Origin of the sequence: Commensalibacter oyaizuii (assembly GCF_029953265.1) — a bacterium.
In the GTDB taxonomy this organism is placed as follows: Bacteria; Pseudomonadota; Alphaproteobacteria; order Acetobacterales; family Acetobacteraceae; genus Commensalibacter; species Commensalibacter oyaizuii.
Genome location: NZ_JASBAO010000001.1, coordinates 934,096 through 952,457 on the forward strand (window position 1 = coordinate 934,096; position 18,362 = coordinate 952,457).

The following is an 18,362-nucleotide window of genomic DNA, read 5'->3' on the forward strand; positions in this document are numbered from 1 at the left end:
ATCTATGTTAACTCTTCACGCCCCATAGCTAAGAACTTTTCTCTTCTCTTAGCTTGCAGGGCTTGTTGTGGAATATTCTCAAGTTCGGATAAAGCTTCTGCAATTGCTTGCTCTACAGAGGTAATTGCTGCACTCGCATCACGTTGCGCCCCACCCAAGGGTTCATCTATGACTTGATCCACTAGTTTTAAACGTAATAGATCTTGTGCGGTTAGACATAAAGCACCAGCAGCTTGAGCGGCTTGTGATGCATCACGCCATAAAATCGAAGAACATGCTTCTGGTGAAATAACAGAATAAATAGAATGCTCTAACATTAAAATTTTATCTGCTGTTGCTAGCGCAATTGCCCCGCCAGATCCCCCTTCACCAATGATGACCGAGATAATGGGCACTGTTGCGCGTAGGCAGGTTTCAATAGACTTCGCAATGGCTTCGGCTTGTCCACGTTCTTCTGCATCAATCCCAGGCCACGCGCCAGGAGTATCAACAAAAGTAACGATAGGAACATCAAACTGGCTTGCCATACGCATTAAACGCTGTGCTTTGCGATATCCTTCGGGGCGAGCCATACCAAAATTGTGTTTTAAACGGGTATCAAGATCAGCCCCTCGTTCAATTCCAATGACGACTATTGTTTGCCCACGAAAACGTCCTATGCCACCAATAATCGCATGGTCTTCAGCAAACAGGCGATCCCCAGCCAATGGCACGAAATCTTCTATAAAAGCATTGATATAATCTAATGTATGGGGACGTTGTGCATGTCGAGCCACCTGAACTTTTTGCCAAGGGGTAAGCTTGGCATATAAAGTACGCAGTTGCTTCTCAGCTTTGTCGGTAAGTTGTTGTAACTCTTCTGAAATATTAACATCTGAGGAGTTCTCAACGTGCTGTAACTCGAATATTTTGGTTTCAAGTTCAGCAACTGTTTTTTCAAAATCTAAAAATTGACGCATAATAATTGGGCATATCACAAGTAAGTAAAAATCAACAGCTTCAAAAAATCAAAAACGATTTTTTTTATATTAGTGTAATAATTCTATCATCATTTCTTTTCTCTTTCGTGCGCTAGGGGATGATGTGTTCGTACAATTTCGTGCAGTTGTTCAGTTTGAACATGGGTATAAATCTGTGTTGTAGAGATATCAGCATGACCAAGCATCATTTGTAAAGAGCGTAAATCTGCACCGCGTGCCAACATGTGACTGGCAAAAGAATGTCGTAAAACATGTGGTGAAATTCTTTTTGGATCCAAATCAGCCTGTAAAGCGACCTGATACAGTATTTTATCAAAACCCTGCCTCGTTAAATGTTGGTCAGGGTTTCGCCCAGGAAATAAAAAAATACTTTTCAAATGGTGATCATATTGCTTCAACGTTATCGCTGATTTAACAGCCGAATCCGATATTGGAATTAAACGCTCCCTTCCCCCTTTACCATAAATTCGTAAAATTTTGGTATCTGGCTGAACGCTATCTTTGCGAATCTTTAAAAGTTCGGAAATTCGTAAACCGGAACTATATAAAATTTCTAAAGCCGCCCTTGCAACCAATGCACGTCGGTCATCATCCAATATATCGCAAGCATTTAGTAAAAGGTCAACTTCAGATTCGGTTAAATATTTAGGAAGAGTTTGTGGTAGATGAGGGTTTTGTAGCAAATGAGTTGGATCATCACCACGTACACCCTCTTTGACCAAAAATAAATAAAATTGCCGCAAGCAAGATAATCGTCTAGCAGCCGTGCGGGCAGTTTTTCCTTCTTGTCCCAACCATTCAAAATAATTTTGAATGGCTGCTTGAGAAGCAGAAGCAAGGCTTCCTTTTTTATTTTGTATATATACTAGGAAATCTTCCAAATCTGCTTGATATGCTTTTACCGTGTTTTTCGTTGCTCCACGTTCAGCCACCAACATTTCCAAAAAGGAATCAATTTGCGCTAGGTCCATAACTTAATTAATTACTTCTTTACCTACCTGCAGGATTACCCGTTGCATTTCCAGGTACTGGACCTGGTTGTGGTAATTGTGTTTGCTGTGTGGGGTTATTTGGCTGTTGCTGTGTGGTACCAGGTTGGGGGATAATAACAGGGGCGGGCTGCTGAGGTTGAGGTAATTGTTGAAGATTAGCCCCTTGTTGTTGTGTAGAACCAGATTGCGGAACGACAACAGGTGGGGCAACAGGCTGCGTTTGAGGCGCTGGATTACCAACAGGTGGTAGTGGTTGATTATTGGGCGCCGTCCCTATGGCATTACCTGGCACATTACCAGGTTGGGGCAAAGATGATGGGAGAACCTGTTGTGGGGCCTGTTGAGCATTTACATTGCCAGGGACAGAACTTGCTGGAACATTCATTGCTGGAACAGTTGGCAAAGCCGGCGTCGTTGCTTGCTTTTGAAATTTGGAAATAGGGATAACTTTATGCACTTCTTGGATCGGCATTTCAGGGCTTTTCAAGCCAAAAACGACAATAAAAATAACAAACAATATGATAATCAAACTAACAATAATTAAAAATAATCGACGCATCATCTTTCCCTAGAAAATCAAAGCTGTTGCTTTTATGGTCTAATCGTTACAATTAAAAAATCTTTCATAACATAACCCCCCCTATTTGTGATAGGATGTTTTCGTTAAAATCAAGCTATTTTATAATTTCATTATTCTTTTTAAGTCAGATATATTTAAATAGAAAATATTTATACTTGGAATAATCAATGTCTAATCTACCAAAATTAACCCTTAACCGCCCTATTGTTTTGATTGGTTTAATGGGTGCTGGCAAAACAACGATTGGTAAAAAGTTGGCGCATTACCTTTCTGTTCCTTTTATCGATTCGGATTACGAGATTGAAAAAACAGCAGGCTGTACTATTGCAGATATATTTGAACAATATGGTGAAAATGAATTTCGACGCCTAGAACATCAGGTTATGCGACGATTAGTAGGGCAATCCCCCGCAATTCTAGCCACGGGTGGTGGCGCCTTTATGCACGAGCAAACCAGAAATCTATTAAAAGAAAAAGCAACAACAATCTGGTTACATTGTGATGTTGATACAATTTTAGATCGGATATCGCATCATACCCATCGTCCACTTTTAAATTCAGGCGATAAACGAGAAATCTTATTGAACCTTATGGACAAGCGTTACCCTGTTTATGCCAAAGCGGACTGGATCATTTCCTGTCAACATAATCAGATTGAGACGACATTAACGCAAATTTTATTTTTACTGGATAAAGTCAATCAAATGCATATTCTTCCCATTAAACTATCAAATACCAGTTATAATGTTCATATTGGTTCGCATATATTACAACAAGCAGGCCCCTTAATTTCGTCCTTATTATCCGTAAAAAAAGTTTTTATCATTGCCGATGAAAATGTTGCTGCTTTACATTTAAATACCTTAACAGACAGTTTAAATTTAGCTCAAATTTCATATGAAACCATACTGATTCCTCCTGGCGAAAATACAAAATCTATTCACAACTACGAAATTGTCACCAATCAGTTGCTAGAAAGAGGGATTGAACGCAAGACCCCAATCATCGCCTTAGGCGGTGGTGTAACAGGCGATCTCAGCGGATTTGCAGCAGCAACAACCTTGCGTGGTGTTCCTTTTATTCAAATCCCGACAACCTTACTTTCACAAGTGGATTCTTCTGTAGGTGGAAAAACAGGTATTAATACACCCACAGGAAAAAACCTAATTGGTGCATTTTATCAACCTGAAATTGTAATTGCTGATACTCACACCTTAGATACCTTGCCCATAAGAGAACTTAAAGCGGGATATGCAGAAATTGTTAAGGCAGGGTTAATTGACGATGTTGAATTATTTGAATGGTGTGAAAAATATGGTCAGTATATTATTCAAAAAGATCAAAAATATCTAACTACAGCCATTGAAAAGGCATGTGCCTTTAAAGCCAGAATCATTAAAAATGATGAATACGAACAAAATTCAAAAGGTCGCAATTTATTAAACCTTGGACATAGTTTAGGCCATACTCTAGAGGCAGAATTGGGTTATGATGGTCGGATGCTACATGGTGAAGCTGTTGCTTTAGGATGCTGTTTAATTTTTAAGCTATGCACGAAAATGGGACTGTGTCCAGAATCTGATACGCATCGCGTGATTCAGCACTTTAGTGCCATTGGTTTACCAACATCTATTAAAGGATTACCAACAAAATTATCTGCATCAAACTTATTGACTCATCTAAAACATGATAAAAAGGTTAAGGATGGAAAAATATTATTTATTTTAGTTAATGGCATTGGAAAAACCTTTACATCTCAAGAGGTTACAGAAAATGATCTGTATCAATTACTTATTGATGACGGATGTATTTGATATAAAGTTTTGTTGTATAGAAAACACATCTATACAATTCTAAATTGTTAAAGTCATTTCAACGATTGTCATCCACTCAAAACTTAAATACAATGCGTTTGATCTTTGATGTTCGAGCTAAAACAAATATGTGTTATTTTTAATACATATAATTATGGAACGACAGACGTTACATAAATTGTCTTTAGTTTTTACTTAAAAATAGATTAGATTATAATATATCTAGTTGTAGAGTTTCATTTTGGAAGAGCTTCCGCCTTAATTGGCGGTCTATCGCTCAACACGTAATAAAAAGGATAAGTCAAGATGCGTCTTCGTAATGCATTACTTGCAACGACTTTTGCAGTGGCCACTCCCGCTGCAGCGATGGCTAGCACAATTACTGGCCCTTATGTTAGCTTGGGTGGTGGTTATAACTTAGTTCAAAACCAACACGCAACTTTTTCACCTAGCACACGTGCAAATGGTGTTAACACCGCAGCAGGAAGCAAATCTCAATACCGTCATGGTACAGGATTCACAACCTTTGGATCAGCTGGTTGGGGTTTTGGTAACGGCCTTCGCGTAGAAGTTGAAGGTGTTTACAACTATTCTAACATTAACGGCCGTAAAGGTACCGAAGCACCTGCATATAAAACCAAAGGTCATGACCAAGGTTATGGTGGATTAGTAAACGTACTTTACGACATTGATTTACGTCAATTTGGTATCGATGTTCCCATTACACCATTCGTTGGTGTTGGTGCTGGTTACCTTTGGCAAGATATGGGACCATTACAAACAAACTATCGTAATGGTAGCGTAAACCGTGTTGGCGGAACAAATGGTGGCTTTGCTTACCAAGGTATCGTCGGTGCTGCTTACGACATTCCAGGTGTTCCAGGTCTTGCTGTTACAACAGAATATCGCATGATGGGTCAATTGGATCAAGAAGCTTATAAATCAACAGCTTGGGTTGGTAGCGGCGTATATAAAGGTAACGCTAAAGTTGATCATCGTTTCAACCACCAATTTATCTTAGGTCTGCGTTATGCATTTGACACAGCACCTCCAGCTCCTCCAGTAGCACCTCCTACAGTTGTACCAACACAACAACAAGTTGCTCGCACTTACTTGGTATTCTTTGACTTCGATAAATCTTCTTTGACACCACGCGCTCGTGAAATCGTTCGTGAAGCAGCTCAAGCTTCTACTCGCGTTCAAACAACACGTATCGAAGTTAACGGTTACACAGATACCTCTTCTGCACGCGGTGGTGCAGCAGGTGCCCGTTATAACATGGGTCTTTCTGTTAGACGTGCAAACAGCGTTAAAGCTGAGTTGATTCGTGATGGTGTCCCAGCTAGTGCAATCAGCGTTCAAGGATATGGTGAATCTCATCCATTGGTTCCAACAGGACCAAATGTACGTGAACCACAAAACCGTCGCGTAGAAATTATTCTTAAATAAGTTTTTCTAATTTAAGAAAATTTTTTAAAAAGGAGATATCTCACGGTATCTCCTTTTTTTATTGATAAACGTATTTATATGATTAATCCCAAAATATTACTTCGACAAACATTCTTTAAGCATCGTGCTTTACTTGTACAGTTTATCAAATTTGGTATGGTAGGGTCTTCTGGACTGTTAATTGATACGTTAACGGTATATATGCTACGCCCCTATATTGGATTAACATTTGCAACCATAGCGGGATATTTTATTGCTGCAAGTTCCAATTGGATTGTTAATCGTTTATGGACTTTTCATACTGTAAAAGCCGACCATTCTTTGCTTTCACAGTGGCTACGTTTTATAGCAACGAATAGTATGGGCTTTTGTTTAAACCGCGGTACTGTTTTTTTATTATTTTTTCTTAGCAATACTTGCCGTCAACATATCTATATTGCATTAATTGCAGGGGCAATCATGGGAATGCTTGCCAATTTTAATCTATCACGCAAGCTAGTCTATACGGATCTATTTTCTAAGAATGATTAGCAATTTTATAAATATTGCGAACGTCCTACATTCCAAAAGGCCGTTTCCAATTTCACCGCCGTTCTGAATTGTTCCAATAACATTGAATACCGTTCCTCGCCCCCTCTTTGTCGAGCCAAACGCTCGAGAACGGTTAAGCTTGTGTGAATAAGCTCTAAATATTCATTCCCTGCATAAAGATCAATCCAAGATTGATATGGGTTATTCATTTGATTGGTATTAGGATCTATTAACATTTTTAGTCCAATCTCTCCATACCCAACCAGACACGGCATCAATAAGACGATTAAATCTAGTAAATCCCCTTGCATCGCCTTGCTTAAAAGATATTGAGTATATGCTAGTAATTCTAAAGTTTTAGGGCTGGAATTTACCTCTTTTTCAGACATTCCCCATTCTTGACAATATTTTATATGTAGTGGCAATTCGATATTAACCAATCCATGAAGTAAAGATGAAAAATATTGCATATCTTGAAATTGATCGCTCTTGTAAACAGCCAAAGCCTCTACACGACAATAATCAAGTAAATACAAATAATCCTGAACTAAAAACTTCTTAAATTCTTCCTGATTCAGAGTCCCCAAGGCCAATTCTTTCACAAATCGATGTTGTGTAAATTGCTGCCAATCCTGACCACAATCGGCACGAAAACGCCCAATTAATCCCTGATCTAATAAAGATAGTGTATTTTTAATAACAGCCGACATAAATTCTTAACTTTCACGATAGAAGTTTGAAGTCCTTGACTTGAAAATTATCAGAAAAATAGTGAAATAGCTTATAAAGATTTATTACTCTATTTTTTTATCCAAGAATGTTTTAAAAACATTATGTTTTAATTCTGATTAGGATCGTCTGCTTTATCATGCCCAGTACAAACAAAATACGTTCAACCTTTCTTGATTATTTCTCAAAAAATAATCATCAAATCGTGCCTTCATCTTCCCTAGTCCCTCAAAATGACCCTACACTACTTTTTACGAATGCAGGAATGGTTCAATTTAAAAACGTGTTTACTGGGCAGGAACAACGCCCCTATTCACGTGCCACAACCGCTCAAAAGGTTGTTCGTGCGGGTGGTAAGCATAACGATCTTGATAATGTAGGATATACTGCACGTCATCATACTTTTTTTGAAATGCTCGGAAACTTTTCTTTTGGTGACTACTTTAAAGAAGGGGCTATTGATCTTGCTTGGAATTTAATTACAAAAGAGTTTGGCCTAGCCAAGGAAAAACTTTTAGTAACTGTATATGCAGAAGATGAAGAAGCAGCAGCTTTATGGAAAAAAATTGCTGGATTTTCTGATGATCGTATTATTCGTATTAATACCTCTGATAATTTTTGGCGTATGGGGGATACGGGCCCATGTGGACCATGTTCTGAAATATTTTATGACCATGGGGAAGATGTATTTGGCGGCCCACCAGGCTCCCCAGACGAGGATGGTGACCGTTTTGTAGAAATCTGGAATCTAGTTTTCATGCAGTATTTTGAAAACCCACCAGGTACCCGATCCCCACTTCCCCGCCCTTCTATTGACACAGGAATGGGATTAGAACGCTTTGCAGCAATTATGCAGGGTAAACGCGATAATTTTGATATCGATACTTTTCAAGCCCTTATTCGCGCCTCTGCCGAAGTTACAAAAACAGACCCTTTTGGACCATATAAGGTCAGTCATCGTGTCGTTGCGGATCATCTGCGTTCAGCTGCCTTTTTAATTGCCGATGGTATTCTTCCTTCCAAAGATGGACGTGGCTACGTGTTGCGCAGGATTATGCGCCGTGCAATGCGGCATCTACATATAATTGGAACTCAAGAACCAGTTTTTTATAAATTACTTCCTGCACTAATCACTGAAATGGGTACTGCCTATCCAGAATTACATCAAGCTGAAGCATTAATTACAGAGACCCTAAAGGGCGAAGAAGAACGCTTTAAAACAATGTTAGACAGAGGTCTTTCTCTTTTAACAGAAGAAACTAAAAAACTATCTAGCAATGGAAAATTACCTGGTGATATAGCATTTAAATTATATGATACTTATGGATTTCCTTTAGATTTAACTGCTGATGCCCTACGTGAAAAGGGCTTCTCGGTTGATCAAGAAGGCTTTGATAACGCCATGAATGAACAACGAGCCAGAGCCAGAGCAGCTTGGGTTGGATCAGGCGACAATGCAACAGAAACCGTGTGGTTCGAATTTAAAGATCAATTAGGTGCCACTGAATTTCTTGGTTATAAAAATGAAAATGCTGACGCAGAGATCCAAGCCATCATTGTCGGTAATCAAACAGTACAATCTGCCGATGAAGGCGCTGAGGTCGCAATACTTTTAAACCAAACTCCTTTTTACGGTGAAAGTGGTGGTCAAGCTGGCGATACGGGTTATATCACTGGTAAAAATGGACAAATTAGTATTACAAATACGCAAAAGAAACTGGGGGATTTAATTATCCATTATGGTAAGATTACCAAAGGTTCTTTGCAAGTTGGTGAATCCGTTACCGCCTCAATTGATCATGAAGCTCGACAAGCAATCAAAGCACATCACTCTGCAACCCATTTATTGCACCAAGCTCTCAGAAACCAATTGGGGGAACATGTTACCCAAAAAGGCAGCTTAAACTCAACTGATCGCTTACGCTTTGATATCAGCCACTCCAAACCAATAACTGCAGAAGAGTTAACCGCCGTAGAAGCCGCCGTTAATGCCGAAATCCGCAAAAATGTTCCTGTTATTACACGCATTATGACCCCTGATGAAGCGATTGAAATGGGGGCTATGGCCTTGTTTGGTGAAAAATATGGTGAAGAAGTTCGCGTTGTTTCAATGGGCAGCGATCAGGACAGACAAAAAGCATGGTCAATCGAGCTTTGTGGCGGAACGCATGTCAGCCGTACAGGAGACATCGGATTATTCCATATTATCTCTGAAAGTGGAGTTGCAGCAGGAATCCGCCGCATTGAGGCTGTAGCTGGAATAGCAGCAGAAACATATTTTAAACAAGCGGAACGTAACTTAAACGAAATTGCCAATATTTTAAATACATCTCAACCTCAATTAATTGAACGATTACAACAATTGTTAGAGGAAAGAAAAACTTTAAAACAACAAATATCAAAATTACAACATCAAATTGCCATTGGCGGTAGCGAACAAAGTGATGTCGAAAAAATAGGCAATATTCAATATATCATGCGCAATATCGGTGATGTTTCCCCTAAGGAGCTAAAATCATTAGCCGAAGGATTGGTGAAAAAATTAGAACATGGGATCGCTGTTGTTTTTTCTTCATTTGGTGAAAAAGCTTCATTTGTTGTTGCAGTAACCCCTGAATTATCCAAAACACTAAGTGCCGTTGATCTTGTTAAAATTGCAAGTACTGCAGTTGGCGGTAAAGGGGGCGGAGGCAGACCCGATATGGCACAAGCGGGGGGGCCTGATGTTCAACAATATCAACTGGCCTTCGATGCTATAAAGAAGCATCTTGAAACTTTAATTTAATAGTATTGCCATAGCAGGTCTTATGACCTGCTATTTCTTTATGTAACAAAAAATTCATAAATATGTCATTGTCATAAAAATGATTATCCTTACACTGTTTTTATCTTCTTGCTGATATACAGCTTCTTGGTTAAACAACAACAGAAAGAATTCATATGCCAGATACTAAACCTAAGCAAACATTGCTTGATATTTTACATGGTGTAAAAAGATTTAAAGAGGAAAGTTTTCCTGAACGAAGAGAATTATTTGGTCAGCTGGCAAATGGTCAATCCCCTAAAACCCTATTCATTACCTGTGCAGATAGTCGTATTGATCCTGAATTATTAACAGATCAACCGCCAGGGAACTTATTTGTTTTACGTAATATTGGGAATATTATTCCTGCTTATGGAAACGCAATGGGGGGTGTTACCTCTGCCGTTGAGTATGCGGTTTGTGCGTTGAAAGTATCCACAATCATTATTTGTGGCCACTCTGATTGTGGGGCAATGGATGCTTTGATTCATCCAGAAAAAACAGCCTCAATGCCAGCCGTTCGTAACTGGTTACAGTTTGCAGAAACTGCCCATGCCGTAACCGATGCCTTAACGGCAACAGATGTCGGCCCTGAAAGCATTCAGGCATTAACCGAGCATAACGTTCTATTACAATTAAACCATTTACGGACACATCCATCTGTTGCTGCAGCATTGGCACGTAATGAATTAGCCTTACAAGGTTGGTATTACGATATCCCTAATGGAAAAGTTTATATCCTAAACGAAGAAACCCGTCACGATATGACTGTTACAGAAGCAATTTCTATTTTAGAGCAGCAATTAAAATAATACTTAATCAGTAATATGCTTTTATGAATAAGATTTTTCTTCAAATAACTTTAATCTTATTCTATTTTCTGACATTACCTGTCTATGCTCAACCTTTTAAAATAGCCACTTGGAATATCGAGTGGCTTCTTTCTTTGCAAGATAAACAAAATTTCAAAGTCCCCAGTGGTTTAGCATTAAGAAATGCACAAGATTTTAAAAAGCTGGCATTCTATACTCAAAAACTGAATGCTGATATTATCGCCTTACAAGAGATTGGTTCCCTTCAAACGTTACAGTCCATATTTCCTAATAATCAGTATGTTTTTTTTATCACAGGCGATACCATTGCTCAACATACTGCTTTGGCCGTGCGTAATAATTTCTTCGATCGTATTCAGCGTAATTCTGATTTGACGGAATTAGGTCACATATCTCCACCCCATCCCCTACGCAGTGGGTTGGATATTACAATTTATAAAAATAATCACAGCTTCAGGATCCTTGTGGTTCACTTAAAATCAGGATGCCGTGATCAGCTACTGAACAGTAAAAAAACAGCATGCCTTATATTAAAACAGCAGCATCCAATTTTAAAAAAATGGATTAGCGATCGTCTAAATGAACATCAAGCCTTTATTATTATAGGGGATTTTAATCGCGTTCTCTCTGCACACGATCCTTTTTTTGATACACTTACCTCTACTTCACCTGATACGCATTTGACTATTCCTACGGCAGGTATGGCAACACCCTGTGGGGATGGAAATTATTTTATTGATGGGTTTATTTTAGATCCCCAAGCCAGTCATTGGTTGGTTCCCAACTCTTTGCGGGTGATGGTGTATAAAGAACAAGGCAATGAGACACCAAAAACACTGTCTGATCATTGCCCTGTTTCAATTCAATTAGAAATACCTTAACGTTACTGTAAGATATTACCGAATTAATAGGTAATTATCTAATATTTGGCAATATTCTGTCAGTCAAGAAGATGCTAGAAACTATCATCTCCCCAACCGCTATCATCGCCACCACCCCAGTCGCTGCCAGTATCAGCAGTATCGGCATTGTCACCCCAACCAGCATCGGCCCCAGAATTATCCCAGCCTGCGTCTGTGCCAGCACCACCCCAGCCAGATTCATCGGCAATGCCGCCTGCCCCTGCATCAAAACCAGGATCAACACTTGTCCCTGCCCCTGCAAAGGGATCGGCTGCACCTGAAAATGGGTCAGCTGCGCCAATACCTGCACTTGGGTCCATTCCACCAGCTGCAGCACCACCGTGCCCACCACTGAAAAGACCACTAATTGCGTTATAGGCAAACATCCCACCAGCAACACCCGCAGCAGTTGTCAAAGCACTGCCTAAAAATCCGCTGCCACCTCGGTTAAACATGCCTTGTTGATATCCAGGGGGATAATTAGGGGGTGGCCCCGCATATCCTTGTTGTCCTCCGTACGGACCTTGCTGTCCTGGATATGGACGCCCTGGTTGTCCCTGATATTGTTGTTGATTAGGTGCACCCCATCCTGGAGGCGGCATCTGATTTTGTTGTGGGCCCTGAGATTGCTGGCGATTATTTCCACCAAATAAACCGCCCAAAAATCCCCCACCTGCAGGACGTTGTTGCTGGGATTGCTGTTGTTGTTGGGCCTGTTGTAACTGTTGGGACGTTTGTTGTAATTGCCATTCTAATTGACGAATACGATTTTGTGCTTCGACCAATGCTGCCTCTTGGACAACAGCCATTTGGGTAACCCGATATCCTGCCTCTGGGTATTTACGAAAATTATCCGTAATTAACTGATCAGCCTCTGGATCCAAAGGCGGCAATTGATTCGTTGCAGGAACGGAACCTGGTTGGGCGGAAGATTTACCCCCTACCCTCTCGAAAAACTTGTTTATAAGCTCGCGTTCTTCGTTATTCATTTATACATAACCTCATCGGTAAGATTGATATCTTTAAATAGTATGTGGTTTTTATAGCAAAATTAACAAGTTTTTTTTCACTTTTCTTGTGTTATTTCCTATATAATATTATTGAATTTATTTATTTACACTTAAGAAACATTTATCATGGATAATATCATCTGGATCATTGTTTCTTTTCGTTTTCTTGGAATTATAGTTTTCATGCCTTCGAATACGATTTCTCATTCATCCCAACGGCCTTTATCCTTTCAGGGGCTTATCTTAAAACTGCACGAATTTTGGGATTCCAAAGGATGTGCCATTTTACAACCTTATGATCTTGAAATTGGTGCGGGGACCTTGTCCCCTCATACGACCTTACGCGCATTGGGGGATACCCCTTGGAAAGCAGCGTACGTACAACCATGTCGCAGACCAACAGATGGTCGTTATGGGGAAAATCCAAATCGCTTACAACATTATTATCAATATCAAGTTTTATTAAAACCGTCCCCAAAAGACAGTCAAGATTTGTTACTGGAGAGTTATAAAGCCATTGGTATTGATCCCAAAAAACATGATATTCGCTTTGTCGAAGATGACTGGGAAAATCCAACCATTGGTGCTTGGGGCCTAGGATGGGAGGTCTGGTGTGATGGTATGGAAGTTACCCAATTTACTTATTTCCAACAAGTTGGTGGTATTACCACCACAGTTCCATCCACCGAACTGACTTATGGATTGGAACGTCTGGCCATGTATATCCAAGGAATTGAAAATGTCTATGATCTTGCTTTTAACGATCATGGACTAACCTATGGTGAGGTCTTCTTGCGCGCTGAACAAGATTACTCGCGATATAACTTTGAACATGCAGACACAGACATATTGTTTAGCCATTTCAAAGATGCAGAAAAAGAGTCAAAGGCACTTGCAGAACAAAAATTAGCTCAACCTGCTTATGATCATTGTTTAAAAGCCAGTCATTTATTCAATTTATTAGATGCACGTGGTGTTATTAGTGTCAATGAAAGAGCATCCTACATCGGACGTATTCGTAACTTGGCCAAACAATGTTGTGAAACCTGGCTGGCAGGAGAGAAATAAAATGTCAGAATTATTTATTGAGCTCTTTTCTGAGGAAATTCCAGCGCGGATGCAAAAGCAAGCCACAGAAAATTTGCAACGTCTTTTATGGGATATGCTCAGCGATCTTTCCCCTGAAAATGCAAAAACCTTCAGCACGCCACGTCGTATTGCCATTCGTTGCGATATTCAAGCCAGTATTCCTGCAAAATCTATACAAGAACGTGGACCTCGTACTACCGCTCCTGAAAAAGCATTAGAAGGGTTTTTACGTAAACACCAAGCACAACATTCAGATTTGATAGAGGAAAATGGTTTCTGGATTTTAAACAAACATGTTGCTGCTGTTTCTGCAGCAGATTTTATTGCTCAAAATTTACCCCAAATTTTATGGAAATTTCCATGGCCTAAATCTCAACGCTGGGGAAATGGCAGCCAGTTTACTTGGGTACGTCCCTTACATCGCATTACCTGTTTGCTGGAAGGTCAGGTTATTCCGTTTAATCTTGCCACTATTGATGACGACGGGCATGGCTTGGTTTCCGGCGGTCAAAGTGAAGGTCACCGCTTCTTAGCCCCACAAGTATTTAACATCGACAATGCAAAACAATGGCAAGAAACACTATATACTCATTTTGTTATTGCCGATGCTGATCAACGCCGCGAAAAGATCCAAACTGATCTTACTGCCCTAGCTCATCAAAAAAATCTACAATTAGTTCCTGATGAGGGATTATTAAATGAAGTTACAGGATTAGTAGAATGGCCCGTAGCGTTATTAGGTAAAATCGATCCCATCTTTATGGATCTGCCACAAGAGGTCATGCAGGTTTCCATGCGGGTTAACCAACGCTATTTTGCATTAAAAAACCAAGATGGCACCCCCGCTAATTTTTTTGCTTTTGTTGCTAATATTATTCCCGATGATAATGGTGCCTTGATTATTGCAGGCAATGAGCGTGTGCTACGTGCCCGATTTGCAGATGCACGTTATTTTTGGGACCAAGATCGCAAAACATCACTTGAAAATAGAAATCTCAATCTTAAAAACGTGATCTTTCACGCAAAATTAGGCAATCAATACGAAAGAGTGCAACGTCTAGAAAGATTGGCTGGATATTTAGCCCAACAACTTAACGCTGATGAACAATTAGCAAAACGTGCTGCACTCTTATGTAAAGCTGATCTTACCACAGGAATGGTTGGTGAATTTCCAGAGGTTCAGGGCATCATGGGTGGCTATTACGCAAAACATGATCAAGAGGCCCCCGAAGTTGCATTAGCAATTACAGAACATTATAAACCCTGCGGCCCCAGCGATACGGTTCCATCACAGATTTTATCTGTGATTACTGCCTTAGCTGATAAAATAGATCTGTTAACTGCATTTTTTGCCATTGGTGAAAAGCCCAGTGGCTCTGGTGATCCTTATGCCTTACGTCGGGCAGCACTGGGTATTATTCGAATTATTCGTGAAAACTCAATTCGATTAGATATCAAAGCTTTATTCAAATTTGCAATTGCTGGGTTGCCTTCACCTCTGCAAGCCTCGTCTGATATGAATGGATTGGTTGAGTTTATCTATGAACGCCTTTATGTGCAATTGCGTAGCGAAGGCTCTCGTTATGATATTCTTTCAGCTGTTGCACCAACCAAGCAATTTACAGATTTGGTAGAGCTTTTGAAAAAAGTCGAAGCCATCACTAAATTCCTTGAAACCAGTGATGGTAAGGATCTGCTAGCTGCGGTCAAACGTGCCAGTAACATTTTACGTATTGAAGATAAAAAAGACGGCCCTCATCAAGGAAAACCTGATCATAAATTATTCGTTCAAAACGAAGAAAAAGATCTGGATACAGCTTTAGGAAGTGCTATTTCCGATATTGATAAAGCTGTGAAGCAAGAACTGTTTGAAGAGGCCATGAACAGCATTTCAACATTAAGAAATACACTGGACGTCTTTTTTGACAAAGTTACAATTAATGATAGTAACCCAGATATTCGTTTAAACCGCTTAAAGCTGCTTTCTCAAATTGATCAAGCAGCCAGTATGATTGCTGATTTTAACCTTATCGAACGATAAGATTAATGCTCTGCTCCCTCTGCTTTTTCAGGATTACTTAATTCATAAAAAAGCGGAGGTCTTACAACAAAATTAGGGGAGTAAGCAGGATCGCAAGCATAGATCGCCTTTTGCCCCCAACTGTTATTCATATATTCTTTTTCGTATGAGAAGCGTTCTTCATGCTCTGGTCTATCGTCACTGCCACGAGAAAGGCTTTCATGATGTATGGCCATACAATCCGCACTAAAAACGACTTTATAACCTGCCATCTTAACGCGCAAACACAAATCAACATCGTTGAATGCGACCTTTAAGTGATTTTCGTTAAACCCGCCCAGTTTATGAAAAAGATCAGCCTTTACCAACATCATCGCTGCTGTAACTGCTGTTAACTCTTGAGTTAGGACCGAACGACAGGCATATCCAAATTCATCTCGTTCTAGACCTCTATTCATATGATCGCCTATAACCTCAGGGCCAACAACCACGCCACCGTGTTGCACGCGCCCATCAGGATATAATAATTTGGCACCCACAATCCCCACATCATCAGATAATGCGGCTTCATTGACCAAAATTGATAACCAATTTGGATCCTCTACAAACACATCGTTATTTAAAAATAAATAATAGTCACTGGCATACTGCTGTGTTGCGATGTTATTTAACCTTGAAAAATTAAATTCCTCGTGAATAGGTAAGACTTCAATTAAATGATGATGCGCATATTCGTCCAAGAATGACAAAGTTTCTGATTCTATCGAGCCATTATCAACCAAAATAATACGATAATTTTGATAGTTGGTATATTCCAATAACCGATCAACACATTCTTTGGTTGTCTGAACTTGATCTTTAAACGGAATGATAATAGTAACAAGATCAGAAGGTTGTTTTTTCCATGCAACGTGGTAAGCCGTAAATCCGTTGATCGAAGATATTATCGCAGGTTTTTTAATACGTTTTAAATGATCTTGGACACAACTTATACCAGCATTGACTGCATAATCTTTATTTTCCACGGTTTCAGCCGTTGACCCCTCAGTTTTTCGCCAGTGATACAAAACCTCTGGAACATGAAAAATAGAATCGTGAGGAATGACTTCTGTTAACCGTAATAAAAAATCGTGATCTTGGGCACCGTCATATTTGGAGCGTAACATCCCTATTTGTTTAACAGCATCTGTTTTCACCATTACAAAATGGCATATATAATTAAGCCCTAGTAAATATCGATAATTAAAATCAGGTTTAAAATGCGGATCTATATAAGCACCATGATTATCGATCTTATCTTCATCAGAATAGACCATTTGTGCTTGGTATAACTGCGCCGACAGTAACATAATTTCCAACGCCTGAGGGACCAACACGTCATCATGATCAAAAAAAGCAATCCATTGCCCAATGGCTTTCTTAATTCCGGCATTCGTTGCCGCTGAAATTCCTTTGTTTTCTTTAAATGTAACAGATTTAATCCTGCTATCTTGCTGGACAAATCGTTTTATCTCTTTTTGAATAACCGCAGATTTCCCACCATCATCTATTAATATTAATTCCCAATGTTGATATGTTTGTTTCAAGACAGATTCTACAGCGGTCTTAAAAAAACCTACTTCTGGTTGATAAACAGGGCAAATAATCGAGATTATAGACTGGTCGATTTGTATATCTTTTAATTGTAACGCTTGATGTAATTTTTCAACACGTTTAGGTAATAACGCATAATATTTCTTTGCCCATGCGCCATACTCCGTAATTATGAAATTAGAGCTGCTGATCAGTCGTTTAAATTGCTTGCGCAATGATGACATTTCTTTAAACATTAAATCCAGCTGATTATTAATCACTAGCAGCTGCTGTTCCAAAACGTCATCAATTAATGTTGTTTCATAGGGGCTGCCTTGTAATTCAATTTGTTCTGGCATTAAAAATACGCGAAATACAGAACGCACCCGTTTACGCAAAGCTCTGGGCACCACAACGGAAAAACCACAACGTGCATCCGCGTTTACAGCACTGGCAACATCACCGCGAAATTGATTGGCTTCTATTGTTTTTAAATGACGACCATCCATTGTCACCATAATTTGACACTTGCCAGTATATTTCCCTGTTACGTTATCTTGCCGTAGCACCCACCCGTGAATGGCCCCGTTTTTCCACCCATCCATACAAGACAAACTTTTAACTTCTGGTTTTTCAAGCTTAAAAATTAATGCTTCTATTTTTTGGGTAGGCTGTTCTAACTTCATCATAGAAATAACATTTTCGCCTGACTTTTGGACAGGTTGCTGCAACGTTATCATTGATAAAATATTACCATCTTGAAATCGAAATAGTAATCGGTGTGGCACATTATCTCTAAATTCATTAGGTATAGTAAATTCAAATCCAATGTCGCTGCGTAGAAAGTTAATTTTTTCTTGGATATCTTCTCTGACCAAATCACATTTGATCTCAGCGACCTTATAATCATCAATAAAAGCAAAAATTATTGCATGCCTTTTGGGTGCAGCAATATTTATGGCCCAACCAGCAATAATACCTTCTTTGACTTCTTGGCAAAAACCAGTAAAACGAGATTGAATGCTCATAAAGATATCCCTTCACCTTCTAAGTAATCG

Annotated in this window: 14 protein-coding genes; 8 read left to right on the forward strand and 6 right to left on the reverse strand. The window is 39.5% G+C overall.

The genetic code is table 11. From position 1 onward, the window contains the following. Positions 1-2: 2 nt before the first annotated feature. The 3 genes from QJV27_RS04115 to QJV27_RS04125 form a co-directional block, all read right to left on the reverse strand. The gene (locus tag QJV27_RS04115; RefSeq protein ID WP_281447706.1) at positions 3-959 is read right to left on the reverse strand and encodes an acetyl-CoA carboxylase carboxyltransferase subunit alpha; all 957 of its coding nucleotides are present in this window, start codon (positions 957-959) and stop codon (positions 3-5) included. 89 nt (positions 960-1,048) lie between these two features. After that, entirely contained in the window at positions 1,049-1,951 is a 903-nt protein-coding gene (locus tag QJV27_RS04120; protein WP_281447707.1) for a site-specific tyrosine recombinase XerD, read from the reverse strand. Positions 1,952-1,970: 19 nt separating this feature from the next. After that, positions 1,971-2,534, reverse strand: coding sequence for a hypothetical protein (locus tag QJV27_RS04125; protein ID WP_281447708.1), 564 nt, complete (start codon positions 2,532-2,534; stop codon positions 1,971-1,973). Positions 2,535-2,719: 185 nt separating this feature from the next. On the opposite strand from QJV27_RS04125, the gene aroB reads away from it, so the two are divergent. From aroB to QJV27_RS04140, 3 genes are all read left to right on the forward strand, one after another. Then, positions 2,720-4,366, forward strand: a complete 1,647-nt coding sequence (aroB, locus tag QJV27_RS04130; RefSeq protein ID WP_281447709.1) for a 3-dehydroquinate synthase — start codon at positions 2,720-2,722, stop codon at positions 4,364-4,366. Positions 4,367-4,672: 306 nt separating this feature from the next. After that, positions 4,673-5,815, forward strand: a complete 1,143-nt coding sequence (locus QJV27_RS04135) for an OmpA family protein (RefSeq protein WP_281447710.1) — start codon at positions 4,673-4,675, stop codon at positions 5,813-5,815. A gap of 78 nt (positions 5,816-5,893) precedes the next feature. Next, complete coding sequence (locus tag QJV27_RS04140; protein ID WP_281447711.1) at positions 5,894-6,346, forward strand: GtrA family protein; 453 nt, start codon at positions 5,894-5,896, stop codon at positions 6,344-6,346. 5 nt (positions 6,347-6,351) lie between these two features. On the opposite strand, the gene tenA is transcribed toward QJV27_RS04140, so the two are convergent. Beyond that, a complete protein-coding gene (gene tenA / locus QJV27_RS04145; RefSeq protein WP_281447712.1) occupies positions 6,352-7,056 on the reverse strand; it encodes a thiaminase II in 705 nt (234 codons plus the stop codon). Positions 7,057-7,214: 158 nt separating this feature from the next. Here tenA and alaS point away from each other — a divergent pair, with 158 nt between their 5' ends. The 3 genes from alaS (at position 7,215) to QJV27_RS04160 (ending at position 11,592) form a co-directional block, all read left to right on the forward strand. After that, positions 7,215-9,860, forward strand: a complete 2,646-nt coding sequence (alaS, locus tag QJV27_RS04150) for an alanine--tRNA ligase (RefSeq protein WP_281447713.1) — start codon at positions 7,215-7,217, stop codon at positions 9,858-9,860. A gap of 155 nt (positions 9,861-10,015) precedes the next feature. Next, positions 10,016-10,690 carry a carbonic anhydrase gene (locus QJV27_RS04155; RefSeq protein ID WP_281447714.1) on the forward strand — a complete coding sequence of 225 codons (675 nt, stop codon included), beginning with the start codon at positions 10,016-10,018 and terminating at the stop codon, positions 10,688-10,690. Between the two features lie 23 nt (positions 10,691-10,713). Further along, a complete protein-coding gene (locus QJV27_RS04160) occupies positions 10,714-11,592 on the forward strand; it encodes an endonuclease/exonuclease/phosphatase family protein (protein WP_281447715.1) in 879 nt (292 codons plus the stop codon). 74 nt (positions 11,593-11,666) lie between these two features. Here the strand turns inward: QJV27_RS04160 and QJV27_RS04165 are convergent, their stop codons facing one another. Then, on the reverse strand, positions 11,667-12,602 hold the full coding sequence (locus QJV27_RS04165) for a DUF2076 domain-containing protein (protein WP_281447716.1): 936 nt from the start codon (positions 12,600-12,602) through the stop codon (positions 11,667-11,669). A 204-nt stretch (positions 12,603-12,806) separates the two neighbouring features. Here QJV27_RS04165 and QJV27_RS04170 point away from each other — a divergent pair, with 204 nt between their 5' ends. Both QJV27_RS04170 and glyS read left to right on the forward strand, forming a co-directional pair. Continuing rightward, positions 12,807-13,691 carry a glycine--tRNA ligase subunit alpha gene (locus QJV27_RS04170; RefSeq protein ID WP_281448968.1) on the forward strand — a complete coding sequence of 295 codons (885 nt, stop codon included), beginning with the start codon at positions 12,807-12,809 and terminating at the stop codon, positions 13,689-13,691. Position 13,692: 1 nt separating this feature from the next. After that, positions 13,693-15,753, forward strand: a complete 2,061-nt coding sequence (gene glyS, locus QJV27_RS04175) for a glycine--tRNA ligase subunit beta (protein ID WP_281447717.1) — start codon at positions 13,693-13,695, stop codon at positions 15,751-15,753. A 2-nt stretch (positions 15,754-15,755) separates the two neighbouring features. On the opposite strand, the gene QJV27_RS04180 is transcribed toward glyS, so the two are convergent. Next, positions 15,756-18,332: a glycosyltransferase family 2 protein gene (locus QJV27_RS04180; protein WP_281447718.1), complete on the reverse strand. Its 2,577-nt coding sequence runs from the start codon at positions 18,330-18,332 to the stop codon at positions 15,756-15,758. Positions 18,333-18,362: the final 30 nt, after the last annotated feature.

What these genes read in the sequence shown, in the direction of transcription:
- QJV27_RS04115 (WP_281447706.1), bottom strand. Translation starts at nt 959, where the DNA reads ATGCGTCAATTTTTAGATTTTGAAAAAACAGTTGCTGAACTTGAAACC.
- QJV27_RS04120 (WP_281447707.1), bottom strand. Translation starts at nt 1,951, where the DNA reads ATGGACCTAGCGCAAATTGATTCCTTTTTGGAAATGTTGGTGGCTGAA.
- QJV27_RS04125 (WP_281447708.1), bottom strand. Translation starts at nt 2,534, where the DNA reads ATGATGCGTCGATTATTTTTAATTATTGTTAGTTTGATTATCATATTG.
- aroB (WP_281447709.1), top strand. Translation starts at nt 2,720, where the DNA reads ATGTCTAATCTACCAAAATTAACCCTTAACCGCCCTATTGTTTTGATT.
- QJV27_RS04135 (WP_281447710.1), top strand. Translation starts at nt 4,673, where the DNA reads ATGCGTCTTCGTAATGCATTACTTGCAACGACTTTTGCAGTGGCCACT.
- QJV27_RS04140 (WP_281447711.1), top strand. Translation starts at nt 5,894, where the DNA reads ATGATTAATCCCAAAATATTACTTCGACAAACATTCTTTAAGCATCGT.
- tenA (WP_281447712.1), bottom strand. Translation starts at nt 7,056, where the DNA reads ATGTCGGCTGTTATTAAAAATACACTATCTTTATTAGATCAGGGATTA.
- alaS (WP_281447713.1), top strand. Translation starts at nt 7,215, where the DNA reads ATGCCCAGTACAAACAAAATACGTTCAACCTTTCTTGATTATTTCTCA.
- QJV27_RS04155 (WP_281447714.1), top strand. Translation starts at nt 10,016, where the DNA reads ATGCCAGATACTAAACCTAAGCAAACATTGCTTGATATTTTACATGGT.
- QJV27_RS04160 (WP_281447715.1), top strand. Translation starts at nt 10,714, where the DNA reads ATGAATAAGATTTTTCTTCAAATAACTTTAATCTTATTCTATTTTCTG.
- QJV27_RS04165 (WP_281447716.1), bottom strand. Translation starts at nt 12,602, where the DNA reads ATGAATAACGAAGAACGCGAGCTTATAAACAAGTTTTTCGAGAGGGTA.
- QJV27_RS04170 (WP_281448968.1), top strand. Translation starts at nt 12,807, where the DNA reads ATGCCTTCGAATACGATTTCTCATTCATCCCAACGGCCTTTATCCTTT.
- glyS (WP_281447717.1), top strand. Translation starts at nt 13,693, where the DNA reads ATGTCAGAATTATTTATTGAGCTCTTTTCTGAGGAAATTCCAGCGCGG.
- QJV27_RS04180 (WP_281447718.1), bottom strand. Translation starts at nt 18,332, where the DNA reads ATGAGCATTCAATCTCGTTTTACTGGTTTTTGCCAAGAAGTCAAAGAA.